The sequence below is a fragment of the Atlantibacter sp. MEI4A-1023 genome (genome assembly GCF_056155425.1).
This window is the reverse complement of sequence record NZ_CM149568.1, coordinates 2,143,129-2,169,262: the sequence shown is the minus strand read 5'-3', so window position 1 is coordinate 2,169,262 and position 26,134 is coordinate 2,143,129. Positions and strand designations below refer to the sequence as shown.

General features: G+C 55.6%; 27 protein-coding genes. 9 read left to right on the top strand and 18 right to left on the bottom strand.

The annotated features are described in order from the left end of the window. Positions 1-21: 21 nt before the first annotated feature. The gene (gene hglS, locus ACVV26_RS10515; RefSeq protein WP_474801412.1) at positions 22-1,365 is read right to left on the bottom strand and encodes a 2-oxoadipate dioxygenase/decarboxylase HglS; all 1,344 of its coding nucleotides are present in this window, start codon (positions 1,363-1,365) and stop codon (positions 22-24) included. Positions 1,366-1,647: 282 nt separating this feature from the next. Here hglS and ACVV26_RS10510 point away from each other — a divergent pair, with 282 nt between their 5' ends. After that, positions 1,648-2,571 carry a LysR substrate-binding domain-containing protein gene (locus tag ACVV26_RS10510; RefSeq protein WP_474801410.1) on the top strand — a complete coding sequence of 308 codons (924 nt, stop codon included), beginning with the start codon at positions 1,648-1,650 and terminating at the stop codon, positions 2,569-2,571. A gap of 107 nt (positions 2,572-2,678) precedes the next feature. Beyond that, on the top strand, positions 2,679-3,734 hold the full coding sequence (locus ACVV26_RS10505) for an alkene reductase (RefSeq protein ID WP_474801408.1): 1,056 nt from the start codon (positions 2,679-2,681) through the stop codon (positions 3,732-3,734). Positions 3,735-3,780: 46 nt separating this feature from the next. Here the strand turns inward: ACVV26_RS10505 and ACVV26_RS10500 are convergent, their stop codons facing one another. Genes ACVV26_RS10500 through hpsN form a run of 4 tightly spaced genes read right to left on the bottom strand, consistent with a single transcriptional unit; the run spans position 3,781 to position 8,232 of the window. Beyond that, entirely contained in the window at positions 3,781-4,788 is a 1,008-nt protein-coding gene (locus ACVV26_RS10500; protein ID WP_474801406.1) for an alcohol dehydrogenase catalytic domain-containing protein, read from the bottom strand. A gap of 6 nt (positions 4,789-4,794) precedes the next feature. After that, the gene (locus ACVV26_RS10495) at positions 4,795-6,123 is read right to left on the bottom strand and encodes an MFS transporter (RefSeq protein ID WP_312979141.1); all 1,329 of its coding nucleotides are present in this window, start codon (positions 6,121-6,123) and stop codon (positions 4,795-4,797) included. A 30-nt stretch (positions 6,124-6,153) separates the two neighbouring features. Next, on the bottom strand, positions 6,154-6,909 hold the full coding sequence (locus ACVV26_RS10490; RefSeq protein ID WP_474801404.1) for an SDR family NAD(P)-dependent oxidoreductase: 756 nt from the start codon (positions 6,907-6,909) through the stop codon (positions 6,154-6,156). A gap of 9 nt (positions 6,910-6,918) precedes the next feature. Continuing rightward, the gene (gene hpsN, locus ACVV26_RS10485; RefSeq protein WP_474801403.1) at positions 6,919-8,232 is read right to left on the bottom strand and encodes a sulfopropanediol 3-dehydrogenase; all 1,314 of its coding nucleotides are present in this window, start codon (positions 8,230-8,232) and stop codon (positions 6,919-6,921) included. A 404-nt stretch (positions 8,233-8,636) separates the two neighbouring features. Between hpsN and ACVV26_RS10480 the strand changes: the two genes are divergently transcribed. The 4 genes from ACVV26_RS10480 (at position 8,637) to ACVV26_RS10465 (ending at position 12,478) form a co-directional block, all read left to right on the top strand. Further along, the gene (locus ACVV26_RS10480; RefSeq protein WP_144129505.1) at positions 8,637-8,921 is read left to right on the top strand and encodes a UxaA family hydrolase; all 285 of its coding nucleotides are present in this window, start codon (positions 8,637-8,639) and stop codon (positions 8,919-8,921) included. A 2-nt stretch (positions 8,922-8,923) separates the two neighbouring features. Further along, entirely contained in the window at positions 8,924-10,093 is a 1,170-nt protein-coding gene (locus ACVV26_RS10475) for a UxaA family hydrolase (protein WP_125294449.1), read from the top strand. Between the two features lie 79 nt (positions 10,094-10,172). After that, entirely contained in the window at positions 10,173-11,483 is a 1,311-nt protein-coding gene (gene dctA / locus ACVV26_RS10470; RefSeq protein ID WP_474801809.1) for a C4-dicarboxylate transporter DctA, read from the top strand. After that, complete coding sequence (locus ACVV26_RS10465; protein WP_474801401.1) at positions 11,480-12,478, top strand: Ldh family oxidoreductase; 999 nt, start codon at positions 11,480-11,482, stop codon at positions 12,476-12,478. Before dctA ends, ACVV26_RS10465 begins: the two co-directional genes overlap by 4 nt. Here the strand turns inward: ACVV26_RS10465 and ACVV26_RS10460 are convergent. Further along, on the bottom strand, positions 12,465-13,211 hold the full coding sequence (locus ACVV26_RS10460) for a GntR family transcriptional regulator (RefSeq protein WP_474801399.1): 747 nt from the start codon (positions 13,209-13,211) through the stop codon (positions 12,465-12,467). The two genes, ACVV26_RS10465 and ACVV26_RS10460, sit on opposite strands and share 14 nt — an antisense overlap. A gap of 399 nt (positions 13,212-13,610) precedes the next feature. Here ACVV26_RS10460 and ACVV26_RS10455 point away from each other — a divergent pair, with 399 nt between their 5' ends. Continuing rightward, a complete protein-coding gene (locus tag ACVV26_RS10455) occupies positions 13,611-14,669 on the top strand; it encodes a YeiH family protein (protein WP_474801397.1) in 1,059 nt (352 codons plus the stop codon). Positions 14,670-14,727: 58 nt separating this feature from the next. Here ACVV26_RS10455 and ACVV26_RS10450 read toward each other — a convergent pair whose 3' ends face one another. From ACVV26_RS10450 to ACVV26_RS10420, 7 genes are all read right to left on the bottom strand, one after another. Next, on the bottom strand, positions 14,728-16,428 hold the full coding sequence (locus ACVV26_RS10450) for a methyl-accepting chemotaxis protein (RefSeq protein WP_474801395.1): 1,701 nt from the start codon (positions 16,426-16,428) through the stop codon (positions 14,728-14,730). Positions 16,429-16,574: 146 nt separating this feature from the next. Continuing rightward, a complete protein-coding gene (locus tag ACVV26_RS10445; protein ID WP_312979121.1) occupies positions 16,575-17,693 on the bottom strand; it encodes an S-(hydroxymethyl)glutathione dehydrogenase/class III alcohol dehydrogenase in 1,119 nt (372 codons plus the stop codon). Between the two features lie 32 nt (positions 17,694-17,725). Further along, positions 17,726-18,001 (bottom strand): metal/formaldehyde-sensitive transcriptional repressor, encoded by a 276-nt coding sequence (locus ACVV26_RS10440; RefSeq protein WP_474801393.1) that lies wholly within the window; start codon positions 17,999-18,001, stop codon positions 17,726-17,728. Positions 18,002-18,136: 135 nt separating this feature from the next. Continuing rightward, a complete protein-coding gene (locus tag ACVV26_RS10435) occupies positions 18,137-18,994 on the bottom strand; it encodes an alpha/beta hydrolase family protein (RefSeq protein ID WP_474801391.1) in 858 nt (285 codons plus the stop codon). Positions 18,995-19,350: 356 nt separating this feature from the next. Beyond that, complete coding sequence (locus ACVV26_RS10430) at positions 19,351-19,932, bottom strand: DUF4142 domain-containing protein (RefSeq protein WP_474801389.1); 582 nt, start codon at positions 19,930-19,932, stop codon at positions 19,351-19,353. 179 nt (positions 19,933-20,111) lie between these two features. After that, positions 20,112-20,708: a DUF1349 domain-containing protein gene (locus ACVV26_RS10425; protein ID WP_474801387.1), complete on the bottom strand. Its 597-nt coding sequence runs from the start codon at positions 20,706-20,708 to the stop codon at positions 20,112-20,114. A gap of 95 nt (positions 20,709-20,803) precedes the next feature. Continuing rightward, positions 20,804-21,274, bottom strand: coding sequence for an Hsp20 family protein (locus ACVV26_RS10420; protein ID WP_474801386.1), 471 nt, complete (start codon positions 21,272-21,274; stop codon positions 20,804-20,806). Between the two features lie 276 nt (positions 21,275-21,550). Here ACVV26_RS10420 and ACVV26_RS10415 point away from each other — a divergent pair, with 276 nt between their 5' ends. Next, positions 21,551-21,706, top strand: a complete 156-nt coding sequence (locus ACVV26_RS10415) for a hypothetical protein (protein ID WP_474801384.1) — start codon at positions 21,551-21,553, stop codon at positions 21,704-21,706. A 466-nt stretch (positions 21,707-22,172) separates the two neighbouring features. Continuing rightward, complete coding sequence (locus ACVV26_RS10410; RefSeq protein ID WP_474801382.1) at positions 22,173-22,517, top strand: anti-adapter protein IraM; 345 nt, start codon at positions 22,173-22,175, stop codon at positions 22,515-22,517. Between the two features lie 249 nt (positions 22,518-22,766). Here the strand turns inward: ACVV26_RS10410 and ACVV26_RS10405 are convergent, their stop codons facing one another. The 5 genes from ACVV26_RS10405 to proP all read right to left on the bottom strand — a co-directional run bounded on the left by ACVV26_RS10405 (position 22,767) and on the right by proP (position 25,878). Next, positions 22,767-22,979, bottom strand: a complete 213-nt coding sequence (locus ACVV26_RS10405) for a hypothetical protein (RefSeq protein WP_474801380.1) — start codon at positions 22,977-22,979, stop codon at positions 22,767-22,769. A 131-nt stretch (positions 22,980-23,110) separates the two neighbouring features. Then, entirely contained in the window at positions 23,111-23,293 is a 183-nt protein-coding gene (locus ACVV26_RS10400; RefSeq protein ID WP_312979092.1) for a DUF1869 domain-containing protein, read from the bottom strand. A 10-nt stretch (positions 23,294-23,303) separates the two neighbouring features. Next, complete coding sequence (locus ACVV26_RS10395) at positions 23,304-23,654, bottom strand: TehB family protein (protein WP_474801378.1); 351 nt, start codon at positions 23,652-23,654, stop codon at positions 23,304-23,306. 98 nt (positions 23,655-23,752) lie between these two features. Then, on the bottom strand, positions 23,753-24,283 hold the full coding sequence (gene cybB, locus ACVV26_RS10390; protein WP_474801376.1) for a cytochrome b561: 531 nt from the start codon (positions 24,281-24,283) through the stop codon (positions 23,753-23,755). 89 nt (positions 24,284-24,372) lie between these two features. After that, complete coding sequence (gene proP / locus ACVV26_RS10385; RefSeq protein ID WP_474801374.1) at positions 24,373-25,878, bottom strand: glycine betaine/L-proline transporter ProP; 1,506 nt, start codon at positions 25,876-25,878, stop codon at positions 24,373-24,375. Positions 25,879-26,134: the final 256 nt, after the last annotated feature.

The following is a 26,134-nucleotide window of genomic DNA, read 5'->3' as shown; positions in this document are numbered from 1 at the left end:
CGTTCCTGCAAAAGACCTCTTTTACAGTAGCCCGCAGCGGCGTTTGCTGCGATCGGAGGCTTCCTGGTACAGCGCAAACTCATCCTGCACCGGGCAACCCAGCGCCTCCTGGAACGCTTCCCGGCTGGCATTGCCGTGGCTGCGCCCGCGCGCCTCATCGCCCAGATTAGACTGGAAAATCCCCGCCGCGCTGACCGGCAGGAAATCTTCATAAATAATCGGCTGGGCGGTGATCCAGCCGCGCTCAATAAGCGGTTGCGGGTCATCGCCGGGGTTGATCTGTTTGCGGTGGGTTTCGCCCACCGGGGTTAAACGGTAGCGGAAATAGGCCAGCCCCTGATGCCGCAGCAGCATGTCGCTGTCAGGAAACGCCTGGAACACCTCCTGCAAATGAAGCTGATGTGTCAGGTTATCGCTGCCGTTGCCCGCCTCGCCCAGCAGTTTGTCATACAGCGCCCGGCCTTTCGGGGTCAGGGCGATGCCGCGCTGTTCGATTTCACCAAATCGCGCGGTATGGGTGCCGTGATGTTCGCCGTTAAACATAATCGGCTCTTCCAGCGCTTTGAAACTGGTCTGGCGCAGCAGGATCGGGATCTCCCGGCGCGGCGGCCCTTCGATAATCATTTTGGGTTCGATGCCGTATTCCGGCATCAGCGACTGCACGCGGTCGATGTCCAGGGTGCGCGGCGTCAGATGGTTGATGTGACAACCGCGAAACGACACCACATCGGCAATCAGCCGATGGGCGTTATGCAGCGCGTGGTAGGTTTCAGTATCCACCGTGGCATGGCTGTGCCAGCGGAACGTTTCCAGCGCTTCGCTAACAAACTCCCTGGCCTGCTTCTCATCCAGCCCGCCCTGCGCGTCATAAATATCCAGCAGTTCGCGGCAACGCGGCGTGAAAATGTCCCGCGCGGCGAGAATGCGGGCAGCCTTTTTGCGCAGGTTTTCATCTTCGATCAGTTCCAGGCGCAGCAGCGAGGTAAAAACGCGAAACGGGTTGCGTTGCAGCGCGGTGTCGTCAATGGGGCGAAACGCGGTAGAGTGCACCGGTACGCCCGCCTGGGAAAGATCGTAATAGCCCACCGGATACATGCCCAGCACCGCGAACACCCGGCGTAGCGTGGATAATTCCTCCGCTGTTCCAACCCGGATCGCGCCGTGGCGCTCCACATTCAGGCGCGCCAGTTCGTCGGCGTTTACCAGTTGCTCATGCAATTGCGGATTATTTTCCAGCACCGCCAGGTTCACATCCGCCACCAGTTCAAGCAGCGTGCCGTACTGTGGCACCTCTTTCTGGTACATCGCTGACATTGCCTGCGAAAATTGTTCCCGAATCTCATCTGCCGTGATGCTGTTCGCCATGATGTCATTTCTCCAGTGAATATTGCTGAGATTGTAGGAAACGACGGAATAGATTGACGTGAAGAATGTGGAATCTGTGATCTCAGGCCGGGGTGATGATTTTATAAGCCAGGCGCGGAATTTGATCTTCAGACAAGTCCTGGGCAATACCCCAATAATTGGAATATATCCGCGTTGTTTTGTTAACTTAAATACCGTAATGTTAATAATAATTTGCTATCAAGTTATCAAAATCACACAACTTTTCTTGTCACGGATCACGTTTCGTTTTTAACATCGATTATGGAAAAAAACGGTTTGTTCAGTCAGCGCATTCGTTTGCGCCATTTACATACATTCGTTGCCGTCGCTCAACAGGGAACGCTGGGGCGCGCGGCAGAAACCCTTAATTTAAGCCAGCCTGCATTATCAAAAACGCTTAATGAACTTGAGCAGTTGACCGGTGAGCGCCTGTTCGACCGTGGTCGGCTGGGTGCACAATTGACGCTGGTCGGTGAACAGTTTCTCACTCACGCCATCAAGGTGTTGGACGCGCTCAACCACGCCGGACAGTCGCTGGCCCGCAAAGAAGAGCAATCCAAAGACGTGGTGCGCATTGGCGCGCTGCCTACCGCTGCGCTGGGCATTCTGCCAGCAGTGATCGGTCCGTTTCACAAACATCAAACCAACCTGACGCTTCAGGTCGCCACCATGAATAACCCAATGCTGCTGTCGGGGCTGAAATCGGGCGAGCTGGATTTAGGCATTGGACGCATGTCTGACCCGGAAATGATGACCGGGTTCAATTATGAACTGCTGTTTCTGGAGTCGATGAAGCTGGTGGTGCGCCCCAATCATCCACTGTTAGCCGACACCATTACCTTAAGCCGGGTGCTGGAATGGCCGGTCGTGATCTCCCCGAAAGGCACCGCACCGCGCCAGCACGCCGACGCGCTACTGGCGAGCCAGAACTGCAAATTGCCGAATTCCTGTATTGAAACGCTGTCGGCGTCGCTGTCGCGCCAGCTGACGGTGGATTACGACTACGTATGGTTCGTGCCCTCTGGCGCGGTCAAAGAGGATCTGCGCCAGAACACGCTGACCGCTCTGCCTATCGCTAACCCTGGGGTTGGCGAGCCCATCGGTATTCTGACACGGATCGATAAGCCGCTCTCGCCTGGGGCGCAACTGTTGCTGGCGTCAATCAGAAAATCCATGCCGCTGTAATGGCGGCTGTTTTCATCACCTGCTGGAATAATTAAGCGCATAAAGTGATAACCGCCGTTTCTCCGGGCGTACATAATGAGTTCACGCAATCAGACCCGGAGAAACCTATGCCCACCCTGTATGATCCCGTAAAAATCGGCGCGCTTGAGCTGAAAAACCGTATCGTTATGGCCCCGCTGACCCGCATGCGCGCGGTTGACGAGCGTGCGCCCGGTCCACTGACCAAAGAGTATTACGTCCAGCGCGCCAGCGCCGGGCTGATCTTTACCGAAGCCACCTCCGTGACTCCCCAGGGCGTGGGTTATCCCAACACGCCGGGCATCTGGTCGGAAAAACAGGTACAGGCGTGGAAAGAGATCGTCGACGCGGTACATGCAGCGGGCGGTAAAATCGTCAGCCAGCTCTGGCATGTGGGCCGCGTGTCCGACCCGGTTTTCCTCGACGGCGCGTTGCCGGTTGCCCCCAGCGCCATCGCGCCAGAAGGCCACGTCACCACCGTGCGCCCGCAGCGCCCGTATGAAACCCCGCGCGCCCTGGAAACCGACGAGATCCCGGCCATTGTGGCGGATTTTGTCCGTGCGGCGGAAAATGCCAAACGCGCCGGGTTCGACGGTGTGGAAATCCATGCCGCTAACGGCTATCTGTTTGATCAGTTCCTGCATGACGGCTCTAATAAGCGTACCGACCGCTACGGCGGCAGCATTGAAAATCGCGCCCGCTTTCTGCTGGAAGCGGTGGATGCGGTGCTTAACGTTTGGCCTGCTGACCGGTTAGGGGTACATCTGAATTTGATGTCCAACTCCTATTCTATGGAAGACAGTAACCCGCTGGCGCTGTTTAGCTATGTGGCGGAGCAGCTCAGCCAGCGCAAGGTGGCCTATATCTTCGCCCGCGAATCCCAGGATTTCCCTGGTCGCGTGGGGCCGCAGGTGAAGCAAAAATTCAGCGGCGCGTGGATCGCCAACGAAGGGCTGACACAACACTCGGCGGAGGCGCTGATTGAACGCGGTGAAGCCGATGCCGCCGCGTTCGGCAAGCTGTATATCGCTAACCCCGATCTGGTGGAGCGCTTTAGCCAGCAAGGACCGTTTAACGAGCTGAACAATGCAACCATTTATGCGCCAGGCGCGACGGGATATACCGATTATCCGGCGTTAAGTTAACCGCAAAAATAAAGAGAGCGGCATAGTTGCCGCTCTCTTTTTATCTTCAGGGGATGAGCAGGATTTTAGCGGAAGAGACCCGCTGGAATTCCAGGTCATCAAACGCCCGTTGCCCGGCCAGCAGTTCCCGCTGTTCAATCCAGCCCAGCGTCCCCAACGCGCCCTGCTCCAGCATCGACAGCGTCAGATGGAAATCTTCCATGGTGTAGGTGTACGTCCCCAGCAGCGTGATCTCCCCGAGGGTGATTTTGCGCATATCTATTTCGCTGTCCCAGTCCTGCAAACCGATATGCATCACCACCCCGCCCGGCTTGACGGTTTTAATCGCCAGTTTGCGGGTGATGGCGGACCCTACCGCGTCGATCACCACCTGACGGCTGGATTCATCAATCGTCTGGTTGATGGGATTAACGCATTCGCATCCGGTGTATTGCTGTGCCGTGTCGGCGCGCAGCGGATTGGTTTCCGCCAGGGTGATTTCCCGGCATCCCCAGGCGCGCAGCACCAGTACCGTCAGCAGGCCGATCGCCCCGCCGCCGATCACCAGCACCCTGGCGTCCGCCAGCGGCATCTGCATCGCCCGCTGCGTCAGGCGCAGGGCGTGCACCACGGTGGCAGCGGGTTCGGTGATCGCCGCGTCCTGTAACGACAGGCCATCGGGCAACGCCACCACCGAGGCCGCCGGGATTGCCATGTATTCGGCGAACGCCCCCGGCCAGTCCATGCCGATCATATGCCGGTCGCTGCAAAGGTTGTCGCGGCCCTCGCGGCAATAATCGCATTTCCCGCAGGTGATCAGCGGATTGGCGGTGACCCGCTGGCCCGGCTTAAAGCGCGGCGACTGGCTTTCGACGATTTCGCCGGACAACTCATGCCCCAGCACCAGCCCCGGCTGGCGGCGCGGATCTTTACCGTGAAAAGCATGCATATCCGAGCCGCAAATCCCGGCGGCGGCAATGCGGATCACAACCTGATCGCCGCCTTCCGGCAACTGCGGATAAGGCCGCTCCTGAATCTCAACGCCCAGCGGGCGGGTATAGACAAGTGCTTTCATGCATCCTCACTTCATCATGACTGAATGGGTTACCGCCATGCGGCCTGCACCGTGGGTGCGTCGCCACAGATACACTGCGCAGGCGGCGCTGATCAGGCCGATAACCAGTACGTAGGCGCAGATGAGCCACGGCTCGCCGCCCATCGATTCGGAGAACAGGGTTGCCAGCACCGGCGTTAAGCCCCCGGCGAAAACGCCAGAAATCTGGTAGGCAAACGAAATGCCGGTATAACGCACCGACGCGTCGAAACATTCCGAATAGACCGACGACATGGTGCCAAACACCGCCGCATGGAAAATCCCGAACGGCACGATGATCGCTGCCCACACCAGCCAGATTTGGTCCGCGTTGTAATGCATAATCGCGAACGCCGGGAATGCCGACAGGCCCGAAAGCGCCGCCCCCATGGCGTAGACCCGCGCCCGCCCCCAGCGGTCCGCCATATAGCCCCAGAACGGAATAAAGAAGCTCATCACAAAGGCGCTGCCGAGTATCGCCACAATCGCCTGATCGCGCGGAATGTTCAGGGTCTGTGTCAGGTAAGTCAGCGAAAACACCCCAAAGATATTAAAGAACACGCCGTCGATCAGGCGCATCCCCATGCAGGTGAACACCAGTCGGGTATGTTTGCGGAACAACTCCACCAGCGGGATACGCTTCGGCGCATCTTTTTGCTTTTCTTTGGCTTTCAGGAAGTCTTCAGTTTCCGCGACATTTTTACGGATGTAGGTGCCGATAATCACAAACACCCCGCTGAGCAGGAACGGCACGCGCCAGCCCCATGACATAAAGTCCTCATCGGAGAGGGTAAATGAGGCCAGGCCAATCGCGCCGGAAGCCAGCAGCAGGCCCAGGGACATCCCCACCTGGGGAATACTGGCGAAGAACGCGCGGTTCTTTTCCGGGGCCGATTCAAAGGTCATCAGCACCGCGCCGCCCCATTCGCCGCCGAGGCCGATGCCCTGAATCATGCGACAGGCAATCAGCAAACACGGCGCCCACAGGCCAATTTGCTGATAACTGGGTATCAGCCCTATCACCACCGTCGCGCCGCCCATGATCACCAGCGTCAGGATCAGCATGTTTTTGCGCCCGAGGGTGTCGCCGAAGTGGCCGAAAATAATCGCCCCGAGCGGCCGGGTCAGAAAGCCGATGGCAAACACGCCGTAGGAGAGCAGCGTGGTGATAAACGGATCGCCTTCCGGGAAATAGAGTTTGTTAAACACCATCCCGGCAACGGTGCCGTAGAGAAAGAAGTCATACCATTCAATGGTCGAACCGAACAGGCTGGACAGCGTAACGCGTCGCAAGTTACCGGCAGCGGGTTTTTGCATGATGTGTTCCTCTGCGCTGAAAAGAAGAGATCAAATGGCGCTGTAACCGCCGTCGACCATCAGGGTTTGCCCGGTGATATAGGCGCTGGCGTTGCTGGCGAGAAACAGCGTCACGCCAGACAAATCCTCCAGCTCGCCGTTACGCCCCAGACAGGTGTGCTGGGCGTGACGTTCGCGCAGGGCCTCGTCGGCAAACACCGGCCCGGTTAACGCAGTAGGGAAAAAGCCCGGCCCGATGGCGTTGCACGTGACACCGTCACGCCCCCAGCGCTGGGCGATGGCCCGCGTGAGCTGCACCACGCCGCCCTTGCCTGCGCCATAGGGGGCGCTGTTGGCAAACGCCCGCGTCGACTGGAGCGAGGCGATATTAATAATCCGCCCCCAGCGCCGCCGGGCCATGCCCGGCGCCAGCGCCTGGGTCAGGAAAAACGGCGCTTTAAGATGCAGCGCCAGTTGCTCATCCCACGCCGACTCACTGACCTCTTCAAACGGCTGGCGTAAATTGACCCCCGCCGCGTTGACCAGAATATCCACCGCGCCGCAGGCTGCCGCCAGTTTGTCGATATCGGCTTTTTTGCTGATATCCGCGCACAGATAACTGGCGCGCCCGCCCGCTGCGGACAAGCGCTGGACGGTTTCGGCCAGGGTGCCTTCGCGCCGCGCGGCAATAATAACGGTCGCCCCGGCCTGCGCCAGCGCCCCGGCCATCGCCGCGCCGATCCCGCTGCCGCCGCCAGTGACCAGCGCGGTTTTGCCCGTCAAATCAAATAAAGCTGAAAGTTGCATAGGAGTTCCTCAACGGGTGACCGGGACGCCGGTCAGGAAAGACTCGCCGGCGAAATATTTCTCCAGCCGGACTTCTGCGGTGCGCGCGTGCGCTTCCATGCCTTCCAGCCGCGAAATGCGCGCGGTGGTTTCGGCAATTTGCGGCACCGCTTCCCGGGACATCTGCTGCCAGGTCAGGGTTTTCAGGAATTTGTGTACCGACAGGCCGCCGGAATAACGCGCCGCGCCTTTGGTCGGCAGGACGTGGTTAGGGCCGCTGCACTTGTCGCCGAACGCCACGGTGGTTTCTTCACCGAGGAACAGCGAGCCGTAGCAGCTCAGGGTATCGCGCCACCAGTTCAGGTCGCTGGTATGGACTTCGAGATGCTCGGAGGCGTAGCGGTCGGAAATCTCCACCACTTCTTCGCGTGTGTCGCAGACAATCACTTCGCCGTAATCACGCCAGGCGCAACTTGCCGCGTCGCGGGCTACCGGCGGGAGCTGGTCGATCAGCTGCGGGACGCGCTCAAGTACCTCTTCCGCCAGTGCGCGGGAGGTCGTAAACAGCCAGGCGGGCGATTCATGCCCGTGCTCCGCCTGCCCAACCAGATCGCTGGCGACAATATGCGGATCGGCGCTGTCATCGGCGATCACCGCCACTTCTGATGGCCCGGCAAACACGTCAATCCCTACCTGACCAAACAGCGTGCGCTTGGCTTCTGCAACAAACTTATTGCCTGGCCCCACGACCACATCGGCGGGTTTACCGGTAAACAGCCCCCACGCCATCGAAGCGATGGCCTGTACGCCGCCCAGCGTCATAATGGTGTGCGCCCCCGCCCGGTGAAACGCGTACAGCACACACGGGTGAATCGATTGCCCCAGATAAGGGCCCGAACAGGCAATAATGTTTTTCACTCCCGCCGCTTTAGCGGTCGCCACGCCCATATAAGCAGAAGCGATATGCGCGTAGCGGCCAGCGGGCGCATAACACCCCACGGTCGTGACGGGCAGAACTTTTTGACCTGCCACCAGCCCGGAAGGTAAAGTCACTTCAAAGTCTTTCACCGATTCGCGCTGGGCGCAGGCAAAGGTGTATACCTGCTCGATGGCGTAGTCGATATCGCGGCGTACGTCGCCGGGCACTTCGCGGATTTGCGTGGCGATTTGGTCGGGGGTCAACATAATATCGCCCGTCCAGTTATCGAGCTTACTGGCGTAGCGACGTACTGCCTCTTCACCCTGTTCTTTAATGGTGGCGAGCATCTCATCCACCACACGACGCGCTTCAAACGTGTTGGACTCCGGTGTTTTACTCGCTTTCTTTAACCAGTTAATAGACATACGTATCTCCACGGATTGTTTAAGGGACCGGGCTGAACTGCTGACCGTTATTCCTGTGTCATATATATGACTATCGTTATCTATAGTGAGCATCGACGCGAACTGCAAAAGATAATCGAACAAAAAGTGATCGCGATCGCCCTCATTCCCCAGAACTCCTGCCCCGATCACATTTTTTTCACATCTCAAAGCCCTTATTAAATAAAGTATTATTAATCATCGATTTAAACGATTAGTCCTTTCTGACCTTTGTTGCCTTTCTGTTTCTCCAGGGTGACCCCCTCTATTCGTGAGCCGGATCTCAAAAACTAACCACCCGCGCTAAATTAATTTGGCACCTTAAGGTCATTTAATATATGTCATATACATGAGTTGATTTCTTGTGCACTAAAACGGAGGCGATTATGAGTATCGATTTTGTCGTACACGATGATGGTGATTCAGTAGGGGTGGTGGTGATAGAGGGCGTTGAAGCGGGCCAGAAGCTCACCGGCTGGATTATGGACCAGAACAAAACCATTGAATTTGAAGTAAAAAATGACATTCCCATCGGCCATAAGCTGGCCATTCGCGATTTGGCCGTCAATGACTCGGTCATTAAGTATGGGGAAGACATTGGCCGCGTCGTCTCGGCGATCAAGCAAGGCGAACATCTGCATGTACACAACGTGAAAACCAAAAGGTGGTAATGATGGAAATCAAAGGACGTCAGTTTGCAGGTTATCGCCGTGAAAATGGCCGGGTCGGTATCCGCAACCATGTGATTGTGCTGCCGGTGGATGATATTTCCAACGCCGCAGCGGAAGCGGTCGCCAACAACATTAAAGGCACCATCGCCCTGCCGCACCCGTATGGGCGCTTACAGTTTGGCGAAGATCTGGAGTTGCACTTTCGCACCCTGATCGGCACCGGCTGTAACCCTAACGTGGCGGCGGTGATCGTCATCGGCATCGAACCGGGCTGGACCCAGCGCGTGGTCGACGGCATTAAAGCCACCGGCAAACCGGTCGCCGGTTTCTGGATTGAGCAGAACGGCGATCACAACACCATCTGCAACGCCTCGCGCAAAGCGCGTGAGTTTTCACAATATGCGTCGGAACTTCAGCGTGAGATGTGTGACATCAGCGAGCTGTGGGTGTCCACCAAGTGCGGCGAATCGGATACCACCTCCGGCTGCGGCGCCAACCCTGCGGTCGGCAATCTGTTCGACCGGCTGTACGAGAACGGCAATACCCTGCTGTTCGGCGAAACCTCGGAGCTGACCGGCGGCGAGCATCTGGTCGCGGCCCGCTGCGCCAACAGCGATGTGCGCCAGAAGTTCCAGTTTATGTTCGACCGCTACAGCGCCATGATCGACCGCTGGAAAACCAGCGATCTCTCCGAGTCGCAGCCTACCAAAGGGAATATTGAGGGCGGGCTGACCACCATCGAGGAAAAAGCGCTCGGCAACATCCAGAAAATCGGCAAGAAATGCCGGGTCGACGGGGTACTGGATAAAGCCGAAATGCCCACCGGGCCGGGATTGTGGTTTATGGATTCCTCCTCCGCCGCTGCCGAAATGGTGACGCTGTGCGCCGCCGGGGGCTATGTGGCGCACTTTTTCCCCACCGGCCAGGGCAACGTGATCGGCAACCCGATCCTGCCGGTGATCAAGGTGTGCGCTAACCCGCGCACGGTGCGCACCATGTCGGAACATATTGATGTGGATGTGTCGGCTATTCTGCGCCGCGAGATGAATCTGGATGGCGCGGGGGATGCGCTGTTGGAGAGCCTGCTGCGCACCGCCAATGGCCGCCTGACTGCCGCCGAAGCGCTGGGGCACCGGGAGTTTGTCCTCACCCGTATTTTCGAAAGCGCCTGATCCTTTGCCCGCCGCTCCGGCGGGCCTCTCTTCACGCTTGCCTGCGGTGCCGTTCGGGCACCGATTCTCACGCGAGGATATCCAGATGCGATTGCTCAAGCACCTCTACGTCCAGGTTTTAATCGGCCTGGTCGCCGGGGTTGCTGTGGGGTACGCCTTTCCTGATTTTGCTGTTCAGATGAAACCCCTCGGCGACACCTTTATTCGTCTTATCAAGATGATCGTTACCTTAGTAATTTTTTGTACCGTGGCGATTGGCATTGCCCGTATGGAAAGCCTGAAACAGGTGGGCAAAGTCGGCGGTAAGACGCTGATTTACTTTGAAGTGGTGACGACGCTGGCGTTGATCATCGGCATGGTGGTGGCCGATGTGATGAAACCCGGCGCGGGCATGAACATTGACGCCAGCAAGCTGGACGGCAGCGCCGTCAGCCATTACGTCAGCGCCAATGAGCACAGCAAAGGCTTTATGGAGCAGATCATTCCCGATTCGGTGATTGGCGCGTTCGCCCAGGGGAATCTGTTGCAGGTGCTGCTGTTCTCGGTGCTGTTCGGTGTCGCCCTGTCGCTGGCCTCCCAGCGTAGCGAATTTATCACCAAAACCATTGAGCAGTGCGGCGAAGTGTTGATGCGCATCGTCGAGCTGATTATGCGTCTCGCGCCCCTCGGCGCATTCGGGGCCATTGCTTTTACGGTCGGCAAATATGGCCTGACCTCGCTTTCGCATCTCGGGATGCTGATCGTCTGCCTGTACATCACCAGTTTTTTGTTTATCGGCGGCGTGCTGGGGCTGATCTGCAAGCTGGTGGGGGTCAGTTTATGGCGGCTAATCCTCTACTTCCGCGAGGAGTTGCTGATCGTCCTGGGCACCTCGACCACCGAATCAGTACTGCCCCGGCTGATGGTGAAAATGGAAAAACTGGGCTGCGACCGCGCCATTGTCGGGCTGGTGCTGCCGACCGGCTACTCTTTTAATCTGGACGGCGCAGCGATTTACCTGACCATGACGGCGCTGTTTATCGCCCAGGCGACCAATACCGATCTCACCCTGTGGCAACAAATCAGCCTGCTACTGATATTACTGTTGACGTCGAAAGGCGGCGCGGGAGTGGCTGGCGCGGCGTTGATTGCGCTTACCGCGACGCTGGCGACCCACAATATTATTCCACTGGCGGGCATAACCCTGGTGCTGGGTATCGACCGGATTTTGAACGAGATGCGCGCCGTCACCAATATGATCGGCAACGTGGTGGCGACGCTGGTGATCGCCCGCTGGGAGCAAAAATTAGATCTGGCGACGGCCAGAGAACAATTGCGTCTTGGCCCCGGCAAAATCACCCTGCCGCAGGATACGCCGATCCTGGAGCCGGAAAAAAGGAGTATGCCGTGAACGATCTTGTCTCCATTAGCGTGGTGCAACTAGATGCCCTTGCCCGTCAGGCGTTAATGAAAACCGGCGTCACGGCGCAGGCCGCCGAGGCAACATGCCGGGCGCTAATGGCGGCAGAACGTGCGGGCATTGCCTCGCACGGTTTCGCGCGGCTGCCGTTTTATCTTGATCAGCTCGCCAGCGGCAAACTCAACCCCAACGCGCGGCCCGCCATCACCCCGCGCGGCGCAGTGCTGAACGTGAATGCGGACGCCGGGCTGGCGTTTCCCGCCGTACAGTGCGGGCTTGAACGCGGCCTGGCGCTGGCGGAAGAGTTTGGCGTGGTCGCGGTGGCGATTGGCCGTTCGCACCATTTCGGTATGGCGGGATACTATGTCGAGCAGGCGGCGCAACGGGGTATGCTGTGCCTGGCCTTCAGCAACGGCCCGGCGGCGATGGCACCCTGGGGCGGTCAAACGCCGCTGTTCGGCACCAATCCCATCGCTTTCGCCTCACCGCGCGTGAATGATGAACCGCTGGTCATCGACCTGTCGCTCTCTGAAGTGGCACGCGGGAAAATCATGATAGCCAGCCAGAAGAAGCAAGCGATCCCGCAGGGATGGGCGTTCGATCGCCAGGGAGAGCCGACCTCCGATCCCGACGCCGCGCTGGCGGGCAGTATGGCTCCCGCAGGCGGCGCTAAGGGGGCCGCACTGGCGCTGATGGTGGAACTGTTAACCGCAGGCTTAACCGGCAGCCATTACGGCTTCCAGGCCAGCTCGTTTTTTACCGCCGACGGCGAACCGCCATTAATCGCCCAGCTGTTGCTGTTGTTCAATCCTGGTTTTTTCCCGCCAGGTTATCTTCAGCATTGCGAAACGCTGTTCAGCGCGATGCTGGCGCAGCCCGGCGTGCGTTTACCTGGCGAGCGGCGGCGGGAGGTCGCCAGGCAAAACAGCGAGACGCTGCAGATGCCTGGCGCGTTAATGGCGCAGTTGCGGATCAGAGCTGGTTAAAGTACGCATGATGCCGGGTGAGTACCGTGGAAACGCGGTACTCCACCGGTTTATCCTGAAAATCCCGGGCGATACGGTAAACCCGCAGCAGCGCCTCGCCCTCTTCTGCTTCAAGATGCAACACCTCATCCGGCCCCGCATTCACCGCTTTAATCTGCTCGTGCGCATTCGCCACGGTGCAGGCGAATTTCTGCTGATAGAGCTGGTAGAGGGTATTGGGCAGAATTTCCGGGTCGCGATCGAGGCCAGGGAACAGCGCGGCATCCACATAGACATGCTCAAGAATTGCCGGCGCGCCATCCAGATCGCGTACGCGCCAGATATGGATCACTTTGCTGCCTGGCGCGATACTCAGCGCGGCAGCCTCCTCCTGCGACGCGGCGCGTAAATGGCGTGCCAGCACGCGGGACAGCGGCAGCGAGCGTTCGCCATTTTCCCGCAGAATATTAAAGAAGCGGAACAGCGCGCTGTCGGAGTCATGCGCTGCCACCACGGTGCCTTTGCCCTGGTAGCGGATCACCACGTTATTGCTGACCAGTTCGTTCAGCGCCTTGCGTAAGGTGCCGATGCTAACGTTATACGCCTCGGCAAGGCTGGCCTCGCTGGGAATATAGGTGCCTGCGGGCCACTCGCCAGAGGCGATCCTTTCCAGCAACAGCTGGCTGATTTGCAGATAAAGCGGCTGAAAAACGGCTGACTTCATTTCAGCAGAGGGTGAAATGTCCTGATTCATGCGTACCTTCCTCCCGGAACGAGTCCTACAACATCACGGTAGAATTACTATGACATATAGAGGAGTGGCTGACATCTTTTGCAGGCGAATTTCGTGAGGATGTTGCGGTTTTCTGGATGTTTTTACATGATTATTCGTTTTGGCTTAGTTGATATTGGGGAGTATATTGACTGGAAATTTTTGCGACTTGGTTTCAGGTAACATCTTTATATATTGATTTATATCATTTTTAATCTTATCCCGTCTTTGCAAAAACCATTAACACAACCTGTTTTGCGCTTCCGAGTCCTTCAGGTATGTCCATACCGGTTATTTCGATTAATTATAACGATATAATAAATTTTTCTTTTCTCAGGTTATGCCTCATGCTGAGTCCTATACATGAGAGGGAAAGTGATTATGGCCGAGATTTCCAGCACGCGATATCAGCACGACGTTAAACGCTTTGTTCCTGGCCTGGCGCTGACGGCGGTTATCGCTTTCGCCACGGCGTGGATTGGCAACATCCCCGCCGTCTCGTCGCTGGGCCTCGGCGCGCTGACTCTGGCGATTATCGTCGGTATTGTGCTGGGGAATACCCTTTATCCGGCGGCGCATCCGCTGTGCGATACTGGCGTGCAGTTTGCCAAACAGAAGCTGCTGCGACTGGGGATTATCCTTTACGGCTTTCGCCTGACCTTTCAGCAGGTGATGGACGTGGGCGTGAGCGGCGTGGCGATCGATATCGTGATGCTAACCAGCACTTTTCTGCTCGCGACCTTTATCGGCGCGCGGTTGCTGAACCTCGACCTGAAAACCTCGTGGCTGATCGGTGCGGGCAGCAGCATCTGCGGCGCGGCGGCGGTGCTGGCGACTGCCCCGGTGGTTAAGGCGGAATCCTCGAAAGTCGCCGTGGCTGTGGCAACCGTGGTGATTTTCGGCACGGTTGGGATCTTTCTCTACCCGGTGATTTGGCATGAAGTCGCCAGCCACTACCCGGCTATCTCCGCAACGCAATTTGGCGTCTATACCGGCTCAACCATGCACGAAGTCGCCCAGGTAGTGGCAGCGGGCCACGCGGTCAGCCCGGAAACCGAAAGCGCGGCAGTGATTGCCAAAATGCTGCGGGTGATGATGCTGGCACCGTTCTTACTGTTGCTGAGTATTGCGGTCAGCCGCCATGTGGAAAGCGACGATACGCATAAACAGCCCATCGTTTTCCCCTGGTTCGCCCTGATGTTTATCCTGGTGGCGCTGTTTAACTCGTTTCATCTGCTGCCCACGCAGTGGGTAGCGATGATTAACGTGGTGGATAATGTGCTGCTGGCGATGGCGATGGCGGCGCTGGGCCTGACTACCCGCATCATCCAGTTGATGAAAGCAGGGCTGAAGCCGTTCCTGCTGGGCTTGATCCTGTTTGCCTGGCTGATTATCGGCGGCGGCGCAATCAACCTGGCGATCCACAGCTGGATTGGCTGATGATGGATTTCAGGTATAAGAAACCCCGCGTGATGCGGGGTCGTTTGTTTGAGCGAACTTAAAACGTTTCCCAGTTATCGCCGTGCGCCGCCGCCGGGCGGGTAAAGGTGTTCGCTGGCGGCGCGCTATCTGCTTTCGCGTTTTCACGTACCCTTTCCGCGTGTGACGAGAGACGGAAAATACCCACCGCATCAGTTAGCCGCGCCGCCTGCTCTTCCAGCGCCAGCGCCGCCGCTGAAGCTTCTTCCACCAGTGAAGCGTTTTGCTGGGTGACGTTATCCATTTCCGACACCGCCTGGGCGACCTGCTGGATACCGCGGCTCTGCTCGTCCGAGGCGGCGGCGATTTCCTGCATCAGATCGGTCACACGCTGCACCGCTTCAACGATACCCTGCATGGTTTGACCGGCCGCCACCACTTCGCTGGAGCCTTTATCCACCAGGCTTACCGAGTTCTGGATCAGCCCTTCAATCTCTTTCGCCGCCTGGGCGCTACGGCTGGCAAGGGTACGAACCTCGCTCGCCACAACTGCGAATCCTCGTCCCTGCTCGCCCGCACGGGCAGCTTCCACGGCAGCGTTGAGTGCCAGGATGTTGGTCTGGAACGCAATGCTGTTAATTACTGCGGTGATTTCCGAGATTTTCTTCGAACTGGTGGAGATATTGCCCATGGTGGTCACCACGCCCGAGACCATGCGCCCGCCGGCGCTGGCTTTATCGGATGCATCGTTCGCCAGCTTGCTGGCGTGGTGGGCGTTTTCAGCGTTCTGTTTCACCGTGGCGGTGAGTTGCTCCATGCTGGCGGCGGTTTGCTCCAGCGCGGACGCCTGTTCTTCGGTACGGGAAGAAAGATCGGTATTCCCTGCGGAAATTTCGCTGGTGCCCTGATAAATGGCTTCGGCACCGGTGCGCACCGTGCCGACGGTTTCCGCCAGCGAATGCTGCATTTTTTGCAGGTTCTGGCTGAGTACGCCGATTTCACTGCGGCCTGCGGCTTCCGGCGCCACGGTTAAATCACCGTTGGCAATATGCTCGATACGGTTGGCCGCCCGGCGCAGCGGTAAAATCACGATGCCGCGCAGCGCCACAAAGGTAATGATGGTCATTAACACGGCAATGGTCAGCGCCGCGATCATCGCCATCACGCCCCAGGTGGTGCGCGTTTCCGCCGCCACGCCCAACGCTGTCGCGCGCTCCATACGGATCGCGATGGCCTTTAACAGCACCTCGTTATAGGCGCTGTCCAGGCCGCGCGCCTGCTCGTTTTCGTGTTTGATGATCGCTTCGAACATGCCGTTTTTAGCGAATTTCACCATTGGCTGCATGCCCTGAATATAGGCGTCGAAACGGGCTTTAAGTTCGCCATCCAGCGCTTCGTCCTGCGGGGTTTTTACCCGGCGCGCCATATAGCTGTCGAATCCTTCCTGCGCCTGCTTCAGGCGTTTTTCCGCATCGGCGACGTTACGTTTCAGATCGTCCATTTCCGCCACTCGGCTGGCGGCCCCGGCGTTGATCAGGTTGATTCGCGCAGTGCGCAGATGGTTGGAACTGTTGGAAAGCCCCATGCGTACCTGGATCTCCTCGGTAACGTCATGAAGCGCGGTGTTGCTCTGAACCATGAAATAACTTGCTAATCCAACGCTCGCCGCGAAGAGCACCAGAATACCACCGAGAATAAAGCTAAAGAGCGGGACTAAACGGATGTGATGCCAGAAACTCACAGCTGCAGGTTTTTGAATTATCGTGTTGTGTGTCGTCATAACAGTCTTCCTGGGTCAGGTATATGCTCGTCAGATAGTCATCGGCAAAAACCCGGGTTTCGATTACCCCAGAAAACGTCAGATGGGTCACAAATCAGGATAAAGATAAATTATGGCCAGCGACAGGACGCCGCTGGCCGAAGGAATTACTGGTCACCGAAGTGAATAACGGTACGGATCGACTTGCCCTCGTGCATTAAATCAAAGGCTTCGTTGATCTGTTCCAGCGGCAAACGGTGGGTGATAAACGGGTCGAGCTGGATTTTGCCGACCATCGCGTCTTCCACCATGCCCGGCAACTGGCTGCGCCCTTTCACGCCGCCAAACGCCGAACCGCGCCATACGCGACCGGTGACAAGCTGGAACGGACGAGTGCGGATTTCCTGGCCCGCACCCGCTACGCCAATGATCACGCTTTCACCCCAGCCTTTATGGCAGCATTCCAGCGCGGCACGCATCACGTTGACGTTGCCGATGCACTCGAAGCTGAAATCCACGCCGCCGTCGGTGAGTTCAACGATCACGTCCTGGATGGGCTTGTCATAATCGTTCGGGTTGACGAAATCGGTGGCACCCATTTCACCCGCCAGCTTAAATTTCTCGGGGTTAGTATCCACGGCGATGATGCGGCCCGCTTTGGCCTGCACTGCGCCCTGGATCACCGCCAGGCCGATACCGCCCAGCCCGAAGACCGCGACGCTGTCGCCTTCTTTCACTTTCGCGGTGTTATGTACTGCGCCGATGCCGGTGGTCACGCCACAGCCCAGCAGGCACACTTTATCCAGCGGCGCTTGCGGGTTGACTTTCGCCAGCGAGATTTCCGCACAGACGGTGTATTCACTGAAGGTGCTGGTGCCCATGTAGTGGTAAATCGGCTCGCCGTTGTAGGAAAAACGGGTGGTGCCGTCCGGCATCAGGCCTTTGCCCTGGGTGGCGCGAACGGCCTGGCAAAGATTGGTTTTACCGGATTTACAGAACTTACACTCACCGCATTCGGCGGTATAAAGCGGAATAACGTGATCGCCCGGCTTCAGGCTGGTGACGCCCTCGCCCACTTCCACCACAATCCCGCCGCCTTCGTGGCCCAACACCGCCGGGAAAACGCCTTCAGGATCGTCGCCCGACAGGGTAAACGCATCGGTATGGCACACCCCGGTGTGGGTAATTTTGACCAGCACTTCGCCCTTCTGCGGCGGCGCAACATCAATTTCCACAATCTCCAGCGGCTTGCCAGGGCCGAATGCGACGGCTGCACGTGATTTCATATCGTCTCTTCCGTTGTTGTGAGTCGTGACTCTTATTTTAGATAAGCGCGCAATAAATGACCGATTTCATCCATCCGCTGCGCGCGTTGTTCGCGAGTGGTTTCGCCGTTGACCAGTTCATCGTTGAGATGGATTTCCACCATCTCGCCCATCAAACCGTTGGCCGCGCCACGTACGGCGGCAATTTGTTGCAGAATTGCGATGCAGGGTTCGCCCGCTTCCAGTGCGCGCTCCAGCGCCTCAACCTGGCCGCGGATCCGCCGGACCCGCGTCAGGGCGCGTTTTTTATCTTCAGGGGAATGGGGCATGGTTGCCTCCTGTATAGTATAGGGGGGTATAGTAACAGGATCGGCAAGTGATTGTAAAATTTATGTTTTTGTTTTGATTCAGAGGGTTAGAATGAGTGAGGTTAAGACACAGAGAGACATAAGCGGCCTCTTCGTTCAATCCGCGCACTGACTCTCCAGCCACTGACCAACGGCGGGCCATAATTTCTCCGCACATCGCGCACGAAAAAAGCCCATATGACCAATGGACGAAAGACCAAAATCTGCGCGTCGTATTTCGCGGCGTTCGATTTTTGCGTTTTGTACAGGCTCCATCAACCGCGCAATGGCTTCAGGGTTAGCCCAGGGATCGTCATCAAAACCCATCACCAGTACGGGTAACGTTATCTCACTGGCCCGCTGGCGTGCATTCCAGTCTGGATCGTCGTAGAAATATCCCTGCATTGTGCTCCAGCGCCCCCACTGAAGCATCACTGGAGCCGGTAAATCTTCGCCCAGCCCCAGGCGCCTGGCAGGCATGTACCCGAATATACGGCACAGAACCGGGGCCAGCACACGCAGCAGGCACCAGACACGCACCTTTTCTGTGGTTTGTTTTATTGTGCTCGTCACACCCGCATGTGAAGCCACAATGACTGCCGCCTCCAGGTGGTGAGTGGCTGTCGAAAGCAGAATGGCATGCCCTCCTACACTGTGCCCTACCGCCAGCAGGCTAAGCCCGGGGAAACGCGCTTTCGCCCAGGCTGTTATGCATCCAACGTCCTGCTCGATCCAGTCTGACATGGAGACGCTGTAGCTACGGACCGTCCCGGATTTCGACCGGCCAGTGCCACGGTAATCGTAAGTGAGGACACTGAATCCCCTGTTAAAAAGGTATTCTGCGAACCCTTCATAAAACGTTTGCACAACCGCCGTTGCGGGATGAAGGATAACCATCGCTTTGGCATCACTTCTTTCCCAAATCGTGGCAGCCAAAAATCCGCCTTCATTGACGGGTATTATTATTGAATTCATTAAATGAGCCTGTTCTATGTGGTCATACCAGTGGCACCTGAATTCAATTTAGCCTTTACTACCAAATCTGGCGATTTTTTTGTTGTGAATTTTGACGTCGGCATATCGCTCATTGAGGCCCTTCGGCGGTAGCGACTTACCCGCTTCGTGCCAGAAGCGGTCCTTCGCTATGTTTACAGCCTGTCGAACGGCAGCTTCAGGCCAATTCTGGTCGTTACAGCTTGCGACTGCCTATAGCGAGCATCGATCGGCACACTTACAGGAAAGGTCGTCCCTGTCCTTCAATACTGTCAATAATGACGCTCCTACCGTGACGTTATGAAACTTTTTGACCGTGTGCCCACCGAACAACCTGGCTACTTACCTGATTGCATCGACAACTGCTGAGCGGCCTTCAGGTGCTGCTCAACAACGGGGGTATGCGCGTCGGCCAGGGCTTTCACATCTGGATCCTTGATCTTCTGGGCGTCACTTTTCAGTTTCGACAGCACCATCTCGTGGTCTTTGGTGCCGGCATTTTCCATATACATCTTGTCAAATGCCTCGCCGCTCTGTTGTTCAAGCCGGGCGGCCATGTCCTTGTGCATAGGGTCTGGCTCAGTCGGCAGCGTTACGCCTTTTTGCTGGGCAACAGCCTGTACTTTGGCCAGGGCATCGCCGTGGTCTTTGACCATTTGCTGAGCGAATGTTTTGACTTCGCTGCTTTGGGCTTTGTTCAGCGCGATCCTGGCGGCGGCGATTTCATTGATATTGGCCTGCGCCATGTCCTTCAACGCTTGTTCGTCGCCGGAACTGAGTTTAGTGTTCGATGCGGTCTGGCCTGCGGCGTCATTCTGCGTGGCGGTCGACTGGGTCTGGGCTTGCACGCCAACAGTGGTGAACATCGCGACGACTGCTGATATAGCCAGCAATCCTTTCAAGGTTTTACTCTTTTGCATGTTGTTCTCCTGGTGGTCATGGGAAAGGTGGGTAGCAGGTAATAAACCGTGCGCAGTTCCGTATGAAAATGACAACTGCATTGGTCAGTATAGTGGGAGGCAGCAGTTTAGGTTATGTTCTGAACGGAGAGCGGCAGAAAATGACGTAAGCGAGCCGCTTTATGTTCCGAAAATGTTGCTCAGGTAAGGTCATGCAGCGGCTTGCCGGAAGGGGTACTGAGGATAAAGCTCTCGAAAGCGACGTCGAGCCCCTGCCTTTCAGGTGTGCACGCCATCACCCCGACAAAACGTTGTTGGCGTTGCGGCCAGTGGCACAACCTGAGTAACGGCCAGGTTTGACCATCCACGGAATACTGGATCCGCAATGCCTCATTTTCCAGCGTGGCGCGCATCCAGAACTCGCCGGGATCGCCCAGGAAAAGGCCGGTTGACCAGTCCGATGTTTTACGGGTTACCACGCTTCCTGTAGAGGGCCGATCGTCATTAAATTCTATGCCTGCCTTAACCCAGTGATCTTCGTCATCCTGCAGGAACAGGCCGGCCTGGTCATAAAGATGGGAAAAATCAGCCCTGATTTTTACCTGGAGGGTAAAATCATCGGCCAGATAAAACCCAAAGGCATGGCCGGAGTGTCGCTGGAAGCCATAGTAAGTTTGTTTCCAGAAATCCGTGTTGCCTTGCGTTGTGAAGCGCAGCATCCCGTTTTCGAAACTATAAATATCGGGCGGGTTGATCCAACTCCCCCCCTCTGCGTGCAGCGAATCAATCATGATCATCAGTTTTCTCCTCGTCTCACGTTATTTATAGCAGGCATCAAACGGGACTTAACGGGAAATAACAAGGCCCACCGAAGTGGGCCTTAAAAATGGCGTTATGAAGCCTTATGCTCAATAACCGGCTGTGAATTTTCGATCGCGATTTTACGCGGCTTTTCGCTTTCCGGTATTTCCTGATAAATGGACACGTATAACAGCCCGCTATCCAGTTTTGCATTGTTCACCTTCGCAAATTCAGGTAGCGAGAAGCTCAGGCGAAAATCAGCACGTCGAATGCCCCGGTAAATCCAGCCTTCTTCACTCTCAGATTCGCTGGCAGAACGTTTACCCGACACGTGCAGGGTTCCGCCAACCGTTTCAATCTCCAGCTCGTCCTCTTTCCAGCCCGGCACGCTTAAGGTAAGCAGATAATTATTGCCATCGACTTTCCTTAAGTCGTAAGCAGGTAAAGACGATACCGGCGTATCCCCTGTTAACTGGCTGAAAAGCCGATCGATACGATTAAAGCGATCGCTAAATACAGAATCAGCAAAGCCTGGAAGTGCTGACAAGGTTCTGAGTGCCATAAGTTAACCTCCTGAATAACCCATTCAAAAGTTCACGTTAAAGGCAAGCGTGGCTTGTCCGCTATTTAAATATGATCGCTGGCTGGGGTTTCAAGGGCAGAAATAAAAAAATTTTTACCAAAGGATCCATTCCCCCTTCTGTACCCGGGCCGCATCTCAACCAGAGCCAGACTGTTTGCCTGACACCCTACAAGAAAAGGGAGTTGAGTGGCGCAGGCAATATACCTATCCTGCTTTTTTATTTAGCAGGTTATTCTGTACCCTTGGGGAGCCGTCATGAGCACATTCAATATCATCGCCATCCCGTTTTTTGCGACGGCCATGGTATTTTTGATCCTGGGCGCGGCCCAGCAAAATCGCGCCTTTTTTATCGTCGGCGGCGTGTTTATGGCCTCATCGGTGGTAAATGCGGTAATTGGTCTGTCGCTATAGTCTGCGAATTGTCCCCCCCCCTTTGAATCGCTTCGCCTCAGGATCGCTCAGGCATAATGGACTCAGGGGGGATAAGAAATTTAACGTTCTCATTTTTTGCAAATACCCGGTTGCATTGCAGACATATTAAAGACTTTTACTTTCACGCTTCATTTCCGCTCTTTAATCTCACACCACTACGCATCATTTATTAAGCAATGTCTTATTACCTACATTAACTAGTACCTTTGTATAATAATAGTCAAAATATAATCCCGCAGAGAACTAAAAACGCAATCGCTACGCAAAAAGTCTTATGTATCAAACGGTAAACATAATAAAAAGATCGTCACAATCATTAAAATTTTGTTTAAGGCATTTTTTTCACATTTTCATTAGACATCATCATTTCATTTGCTAATATTGAATTGCAGTTTCAAAACGCTATTGGATAAATGCAAACACACCACAGGAGTAGTATTTTCGCATGGAATGGGTTGTAGAAAAGCAGTTAGTTTGTCCCTCGACCGGCACATGTTTCGCACTGGTATCAAGTGCCAAAAACCTAAAACTCATATTATGGTATAAAGGTAGTTATTTTATACGTGCTGGAAACACAATCAGGACGGGGTACTTCGGAATTAATATTAATGGGCGAGCCAGAAACATCGAAATTCTTCATGCCTTCCCTTACAATATTATTCTCTGGAACACTTTTAAATCAACAATGTGCTGTCCGGGCAATGAAGCCCTGATTTCTTGCGAATGTACGCGCGCTGAGAGTTGTTTATTTAAAATATGCCCTTACGGCATTAGACCTTTTAAAGGCTAACTCACGCTGCCAACGAATATAAAAATTACAGTCAATACGAGCAAATAAATAATGAAGCAAATAAAAACGCTTCATTATTTATCATTAACATTTCTCCAGAAAATATTGGCGTAGTATTCTGCCCATTACGTCTGAGTGTCCGTTATTTTGAAAGACTGGTTCTGGAAATGGGCTTGTGCTGTTTTTCCTGCCCTAAACCATAATTTATAACCGGGCGTACGATATTCTGTGGGCCCGGTTTGTCTGACGTTAGCTACGCGGCGCGAGTGCTTCCTGAATCGCATCCGCCAATGGGCCGATCTCTCTTGCTACCGACTGTAAATCGTATTCCGTACGCGCCCCAGAAATCCCGTTGCCCGCGCCCACAGCGGATTTCGCAATTTCGAGTGCGGCCGCAACGGCGAGCAGACGCTGTTTGTTTTGTACTGCATCAGTATCGTCAAAATACCCCTCTAACATCATGATCTCCTTTTATATCAATCAAAATGCCAGCATACGCCACGGTATCAGCGGAACGAAGTCATATTCATAAAATCTATGGATAAGGCCGCAGGAGCTCATCAATCACGATCTCCTCGCGCGCGAGCCGTATTTTACCAGCCGCAAACCTCGTGCTCATTTTCGGTATCATAGGCGCGCACGGTGTTAACCAAATCCTTCACCACTTCGGCGGCCACTTCCGGCACCAGCAAAGCCATCGGCGTTTCGGTTTCATAATCCACGGATACACCGTTGCTGTTATTGGTCACGGTGACGGTATAGGTTGCTTTGCCCATTATTGATTCCTTATTTCTTCACGTTGCGCAATGTTGCGCCCTCTAACAGCACCTCGGGAGCGACGAAAAAGTCGACATTAAACCAGGTGTCGTCAGTCAGTAATTCGATGTAATGCCATTTTTCCGGTGGGAAAACGCCAAACTCTCCGGCGTTGATCACCCGTTGGCTGTCCGGCTCCGGGCATTCGCCATCGGCAAAACCGTAGTATTTCACTGCGCCCTGCATGACCGATAATCGCGGATAAACGCCCGGACGGGTGCCGGTATCAAGGTGGCGTTTGAAAATGCCCGCAGGGGCGGTGTCTTTATTCCAGAAAGGCGTAGAACGGGTATGAATACAGTTGGGTGGAATGCGTAGCATGTGATCCCCTTTTAATGTCGCATCATGCGTTGCGACTATTTAACCACGTCGTGTCAGGGGTCATTTTTCAAAATGTGCAGTTAAAATGCAACTTTATTTTAAGGTCGTTTGCCCGGCATCATGCGCAGCAGCGTATTGTCTTTCCAGACGTAGTGATGAAACAGCGCCGCCCCCGCATGCAGGCCCAGCACGATATAGCCCAGCCGGGCGATAAGCCCATGATAATCCGCAAGCGTATCGGCGAAATCCTCATCCGGCTCCGGTGCGACGGGCATGGAAACGCCGAATGCCACCCAGTCGCTACCGCCATAATATTTTAGGGTGACGCCCAGCAGCGGCAGCGCGAGATAGATGAGATAAATCAGCAGATGCACCAGATGGGATAGCCCGATAAACAGCGGATGGGGTTTAGGGGTTATCGGTGGCGCAGCGTATCTAATGCGCAAGAATAACCGGGTCGCCATTAACAGGAAGATAGCGATCCCGCAGCTAAAATGGGTCGACACCCCCAGCGGCCGGACACTGCGCGGAAATTCGCTGCGCAGCTCCATCGCCGTACAGGCGATAATCACCAGCAGGAAAACCAGCCAGTGCAGCGTAATTTGCAAAGAGGTGTATTTTGAGCGCATTGCGAAAACCCGGACAGTGATCCCTGTTTAAGCGTAGCCGCAAGCTGTTGGCATGGCGAAAAAAAACGGCCCGTTATGGGCCGCCTGGATTACTCGTTGATGTCCGGATGCTGCTGCACCAGGCGCTGGCGCTTCTCCTGAAGTTCAGCGATTTCATGGTCGATATCGTCGATTTTTTGCTCGATGTTATCGTGATGCTCCTGAAGGATTTCCCGCGCTTCCTGAATGTCCGATGCCGCTGGCGTCGCGCCTTTAAGCGGACGGTTGGCGGTTTCTTTCATCGTCAGGCCGGTAATCAGACCGATCACTGCAATCACCATCAGGTAATAAGCAGGCATCATCAAATTGTTAGAGGTTTCCACCAGCCAGGCTGCGAGAGTTGGCGTCAGGCCCGCGATCAATACCGAAATATTAAACGCGCTCGCCAGTGCGCTGTAGCGGATATGGGTCGGGAACATCGCAGGTAGCGTGGAGGCCATCACGCCGGTAAAGGCGTTAAGGATCACCGCCAGCATCAGCAGGCCCGCAAAAATCAGCCCGATAACGTTGCTGTTAATCAGGATAAACGCCGGGATTGCCAGCAACAACAGCGCGATGCTACCGAAAATCACAAACGGGCGGCGGCCAAAACGGTCGCTCAGCAGGCCCATAATCGGCTGCACAAACAGCATCCCGATCATGATGGCGATAATAATCAGCACGCCGTGATCTTCGGAGTAATGCAGGTTGTGGGACAGGTAGCTCGGCATGTAGGTGAGCAACATGTAGTACGTCACGTTGGTGGTGATCACCACGCCGATACAGGTCAACAGGCTGCGCCAGTGTTTAGTGGCAATCTCTTTAAACGAGACTTTCGGCCCGTCGCGCAGACCCTCGCGATCGCCCTGCTCCAGCTTTTCAACATGCTGCTGGAACGCCGGCGTCTCTTCCAACGCGTGGCGCAAATACAGGCCAATGATCCCTAACGGCAGCGCCAGGAAGAATGGAATACGCCAGCCCCACTCAAGGAATTTTTCTTCGCCAATCATCGCGGAGAGCATGACCACCACGCCCGCGCCCAGCACGAAACCGGCAATAGACCCGAAGTCCAGCCAACTGCCCATAAAACCGCGCTTACGGTCTGGCGAATATTCAGCGACAAAAATTGACGCGCCAGTATATTCCCCCCCCACCGAGAAGCCCTGCGCCATTTTACACAGCAGCAGCAATACCGGCGCCCAGATGCCGATCGAGGCATAGGACGGTATCAGCCCGATACAGAAGGTACTGACCGACATAATCACTATCGTGATGGCGAGAATTTTCTGGCGACCATATTTATCGCCCAGCATCCCAAAGAACAGGCCGCCGAGCGGGCGGATCAGGAAGGGGACAGAGAAAGTCGCAAGCGCGGCGATCATCTGAACGCTGGGATCGGCACCTGGGAAGAAGACTTTACCGAGCGCATAGGCCACGAAGCCGTAAACCCCGAAATCGAACCATTCCATGGCGTTACCCAGGGAGGCCGCCGTTATCGCTTTACGAAGCCGCGAGTCATCAATAATCGTGACATCGGAGAGCGATATCGGCTCAATTTTTTTCCTTTTAAGTTTCATAGTCATCCTCTAAAAATCCCCGCAGCGACAGCAGAACACACGCGTTTTGCCCAGACTGGGCAGAGCGTGATTTCACTAAGCGGCGAAATAAAAGTAAGAAACAGGGTTGCCCCTTTGAAAGCGTAGCAGGTTTGTTATTTCAGCATGGTGAAGTAATAAGCAATCGCGCTGTGTGTGCGTCAGGCGTTGCTGTAACAACTTATTTACCTTATCAGGGATGTAAATAGTGATCAACTTCACATAATCTGAAGTTATG

Bases quoted from the DNA above. Each gene is read 5' to 3' on its own strand.
- ACVV26_RS10430 (WP_474801389.1), bottom strand. From the start codon at position 19,932: ATGCAAAAGAGTAAAACCTTGAAAGGATTGCTGGCTATATCAGCAGTC.
- ACVV26_RS10475 (WP_125294449.1), top strand. From the start codon at position 8,924: ATGGAAATCAAAGGACGTCAGTTTGCAGGTTATCGCCGTGAAAATGGC.
- ACVV26_RS10450 (WP_474801395.1), bottom strand. From the start codon at position 16,428: ATGACGACACACAACACGATAATTCAAAAACCTGCAGCTGTGAGTTTC.
- ACVV26_RS10440 (WP_474801393.1), bottom strand. From the start codon at position 18,001: ATGCCCCATTCCCCTGAAGATAAAAAACGCGCCCTGACGCGGGTCCGG.
- proP (WP_474801374.1), bottom strand. From the start codon at position 25,878: ATGAAACTTAAAAGGAAAAAAATTGAGCCGATATCGCTCTCCGATGTC.
- ACVV26_RS10500 (WP_474801406.1), bottom strand. From the start codon at position 4,788: ATGAAAGCACTTGTCTATACCCGCCCGCTGGGCGTTGAGATTCAGGAG.
- ACVV26_RS10395 (WP_474801378.1), bottom strand. From the start codon at position 23,654: ATGCTACGCATTCCACCCAACTGTATTCATACCCGTTCTACGCCTTTC.
- ACVV26_RS10490 (WP_474801404.1), bottom strand. From the start codon at position 6,909: ATGCAACTTTCAGCTTTATTTGATTTGACGGGCAAAACCGCGCTGGTC.
- ACVV26_RS10455 (WP_474801397.1), top strand. From the start codon at position 13,611: ATGGCCGAGATTTCCAGCACGCGATATCAGCACGACGTTAAACGCTTT.
- ACVV26_RS10420 (WP_474801386.1), bottom strand. From the start codon at position 21,274: ATGGCACTCAGAACCTTGTCAGCACTTCCAGGCTTTGCTGATTCTGTA.
- ACVV26_RS10405 (WP_474801380.1), bottom strand. From the start codon at position 22,979: ATGATGTTAGAGGGGTATTTTGACGATACTGATGCAGTACAAAACAAA.
- ACVV26_RS10445 (WP_312979121.1), bottom strand. From the start codon at position 17,693: ATGAAATCACGTGCAGCCGTCGCATTCGGCCCTGGCAAGCCGCTGGAG.
- ACVV26_RS10505 (WP_474801408.1), top strand. From the start codon at position 2,679: ATGCCCACCCTGTATGATCCCGTAAAAATCGGCGCGCTTGAGCTGAAA.
- cybB (WP_474801376.1), bottom strand. From the start codon at position 24,283: ATGCGCTCAAAATACACCTCTTTGCAAATTACGCTGCACTGGCTGGTT.
- ACVV26_RS10410 (WP_474801382.1), top strand. From the start codon at position 22,173: ATGGAATGGGTTGTAGAAAAGCAGTTAGTTTGTCCCTCGACCGGCACA.
- ACVV26_RS10510 (WP_474801410.1), top strand. From the start codon at position 1,648: ATGGAAAAAAACGGTTTGTTCAGTCAGCGCATTCGTTTGCGCCATTTA.
- ACVV26_RS10460 (WP_474801399.1), bottom strand. From the start codon at position 13,211: ATGAATCAGGACATTTCACCCTCTGCTGAAATGAAGTCAGCCGTTTTT.
- ACVV26_RS10480 (WP_144129505.1), top strand. From the start codon at position 8,637: ATGAGTATCGATTTTGTCGTACACGATGATGGTGATTCAGTAGGGGTG.
- ACVV26_RS10400 (WP_312979092.1), bottom strand. From the start codon at position 23,293: ATGGGCAAAGCAACCTATACCGTCACCGTGACCAATAACAGCAACGGT.
- ACVV26_RS10415 (WP_474801384.1), top strand. From the start codon at position 21,551: ATGAGCACATTCAATATCATCGCCATCCCGTTTTTTGCGACGGCCATG.
- ACVV26_RS10425 (WP_474801387.1), bottom strand. From the start codon at position 20,708: ATGATCATGATTGATTCGCTGCACGCAGAGGGGGGGAGTTGGATCAAC.
- ACVV26_RS10435 (WP_474801391.1), bottom strand. From the start codon at position 18,994: ATGAATTCAATAATAATACCCGTCAATGAAGGCGGATTTTTGGCTGCC.
- hglS (WP_474801412.1), bottom strand. From the start codon at position 1,365: ATGGCGAACAGCATCACGGCAGATGAGATTCGGGAACAATTTTCGCAG.
- hpsN (WP_474801403.1), bottom strand. From the start codon at position 8,232: ATGTCTATTAACTGGTTAAAGAAAGCGAGTAAAACACCGGAGTCCAAC.
- ACVV26_RS10495 (WP_312979141.1), bottom strand. From the start codon at position 6,123: ATGCAAAAACCCGCTGCCGGTAACTTGCGACGCGTTACGCTGTCCAGC.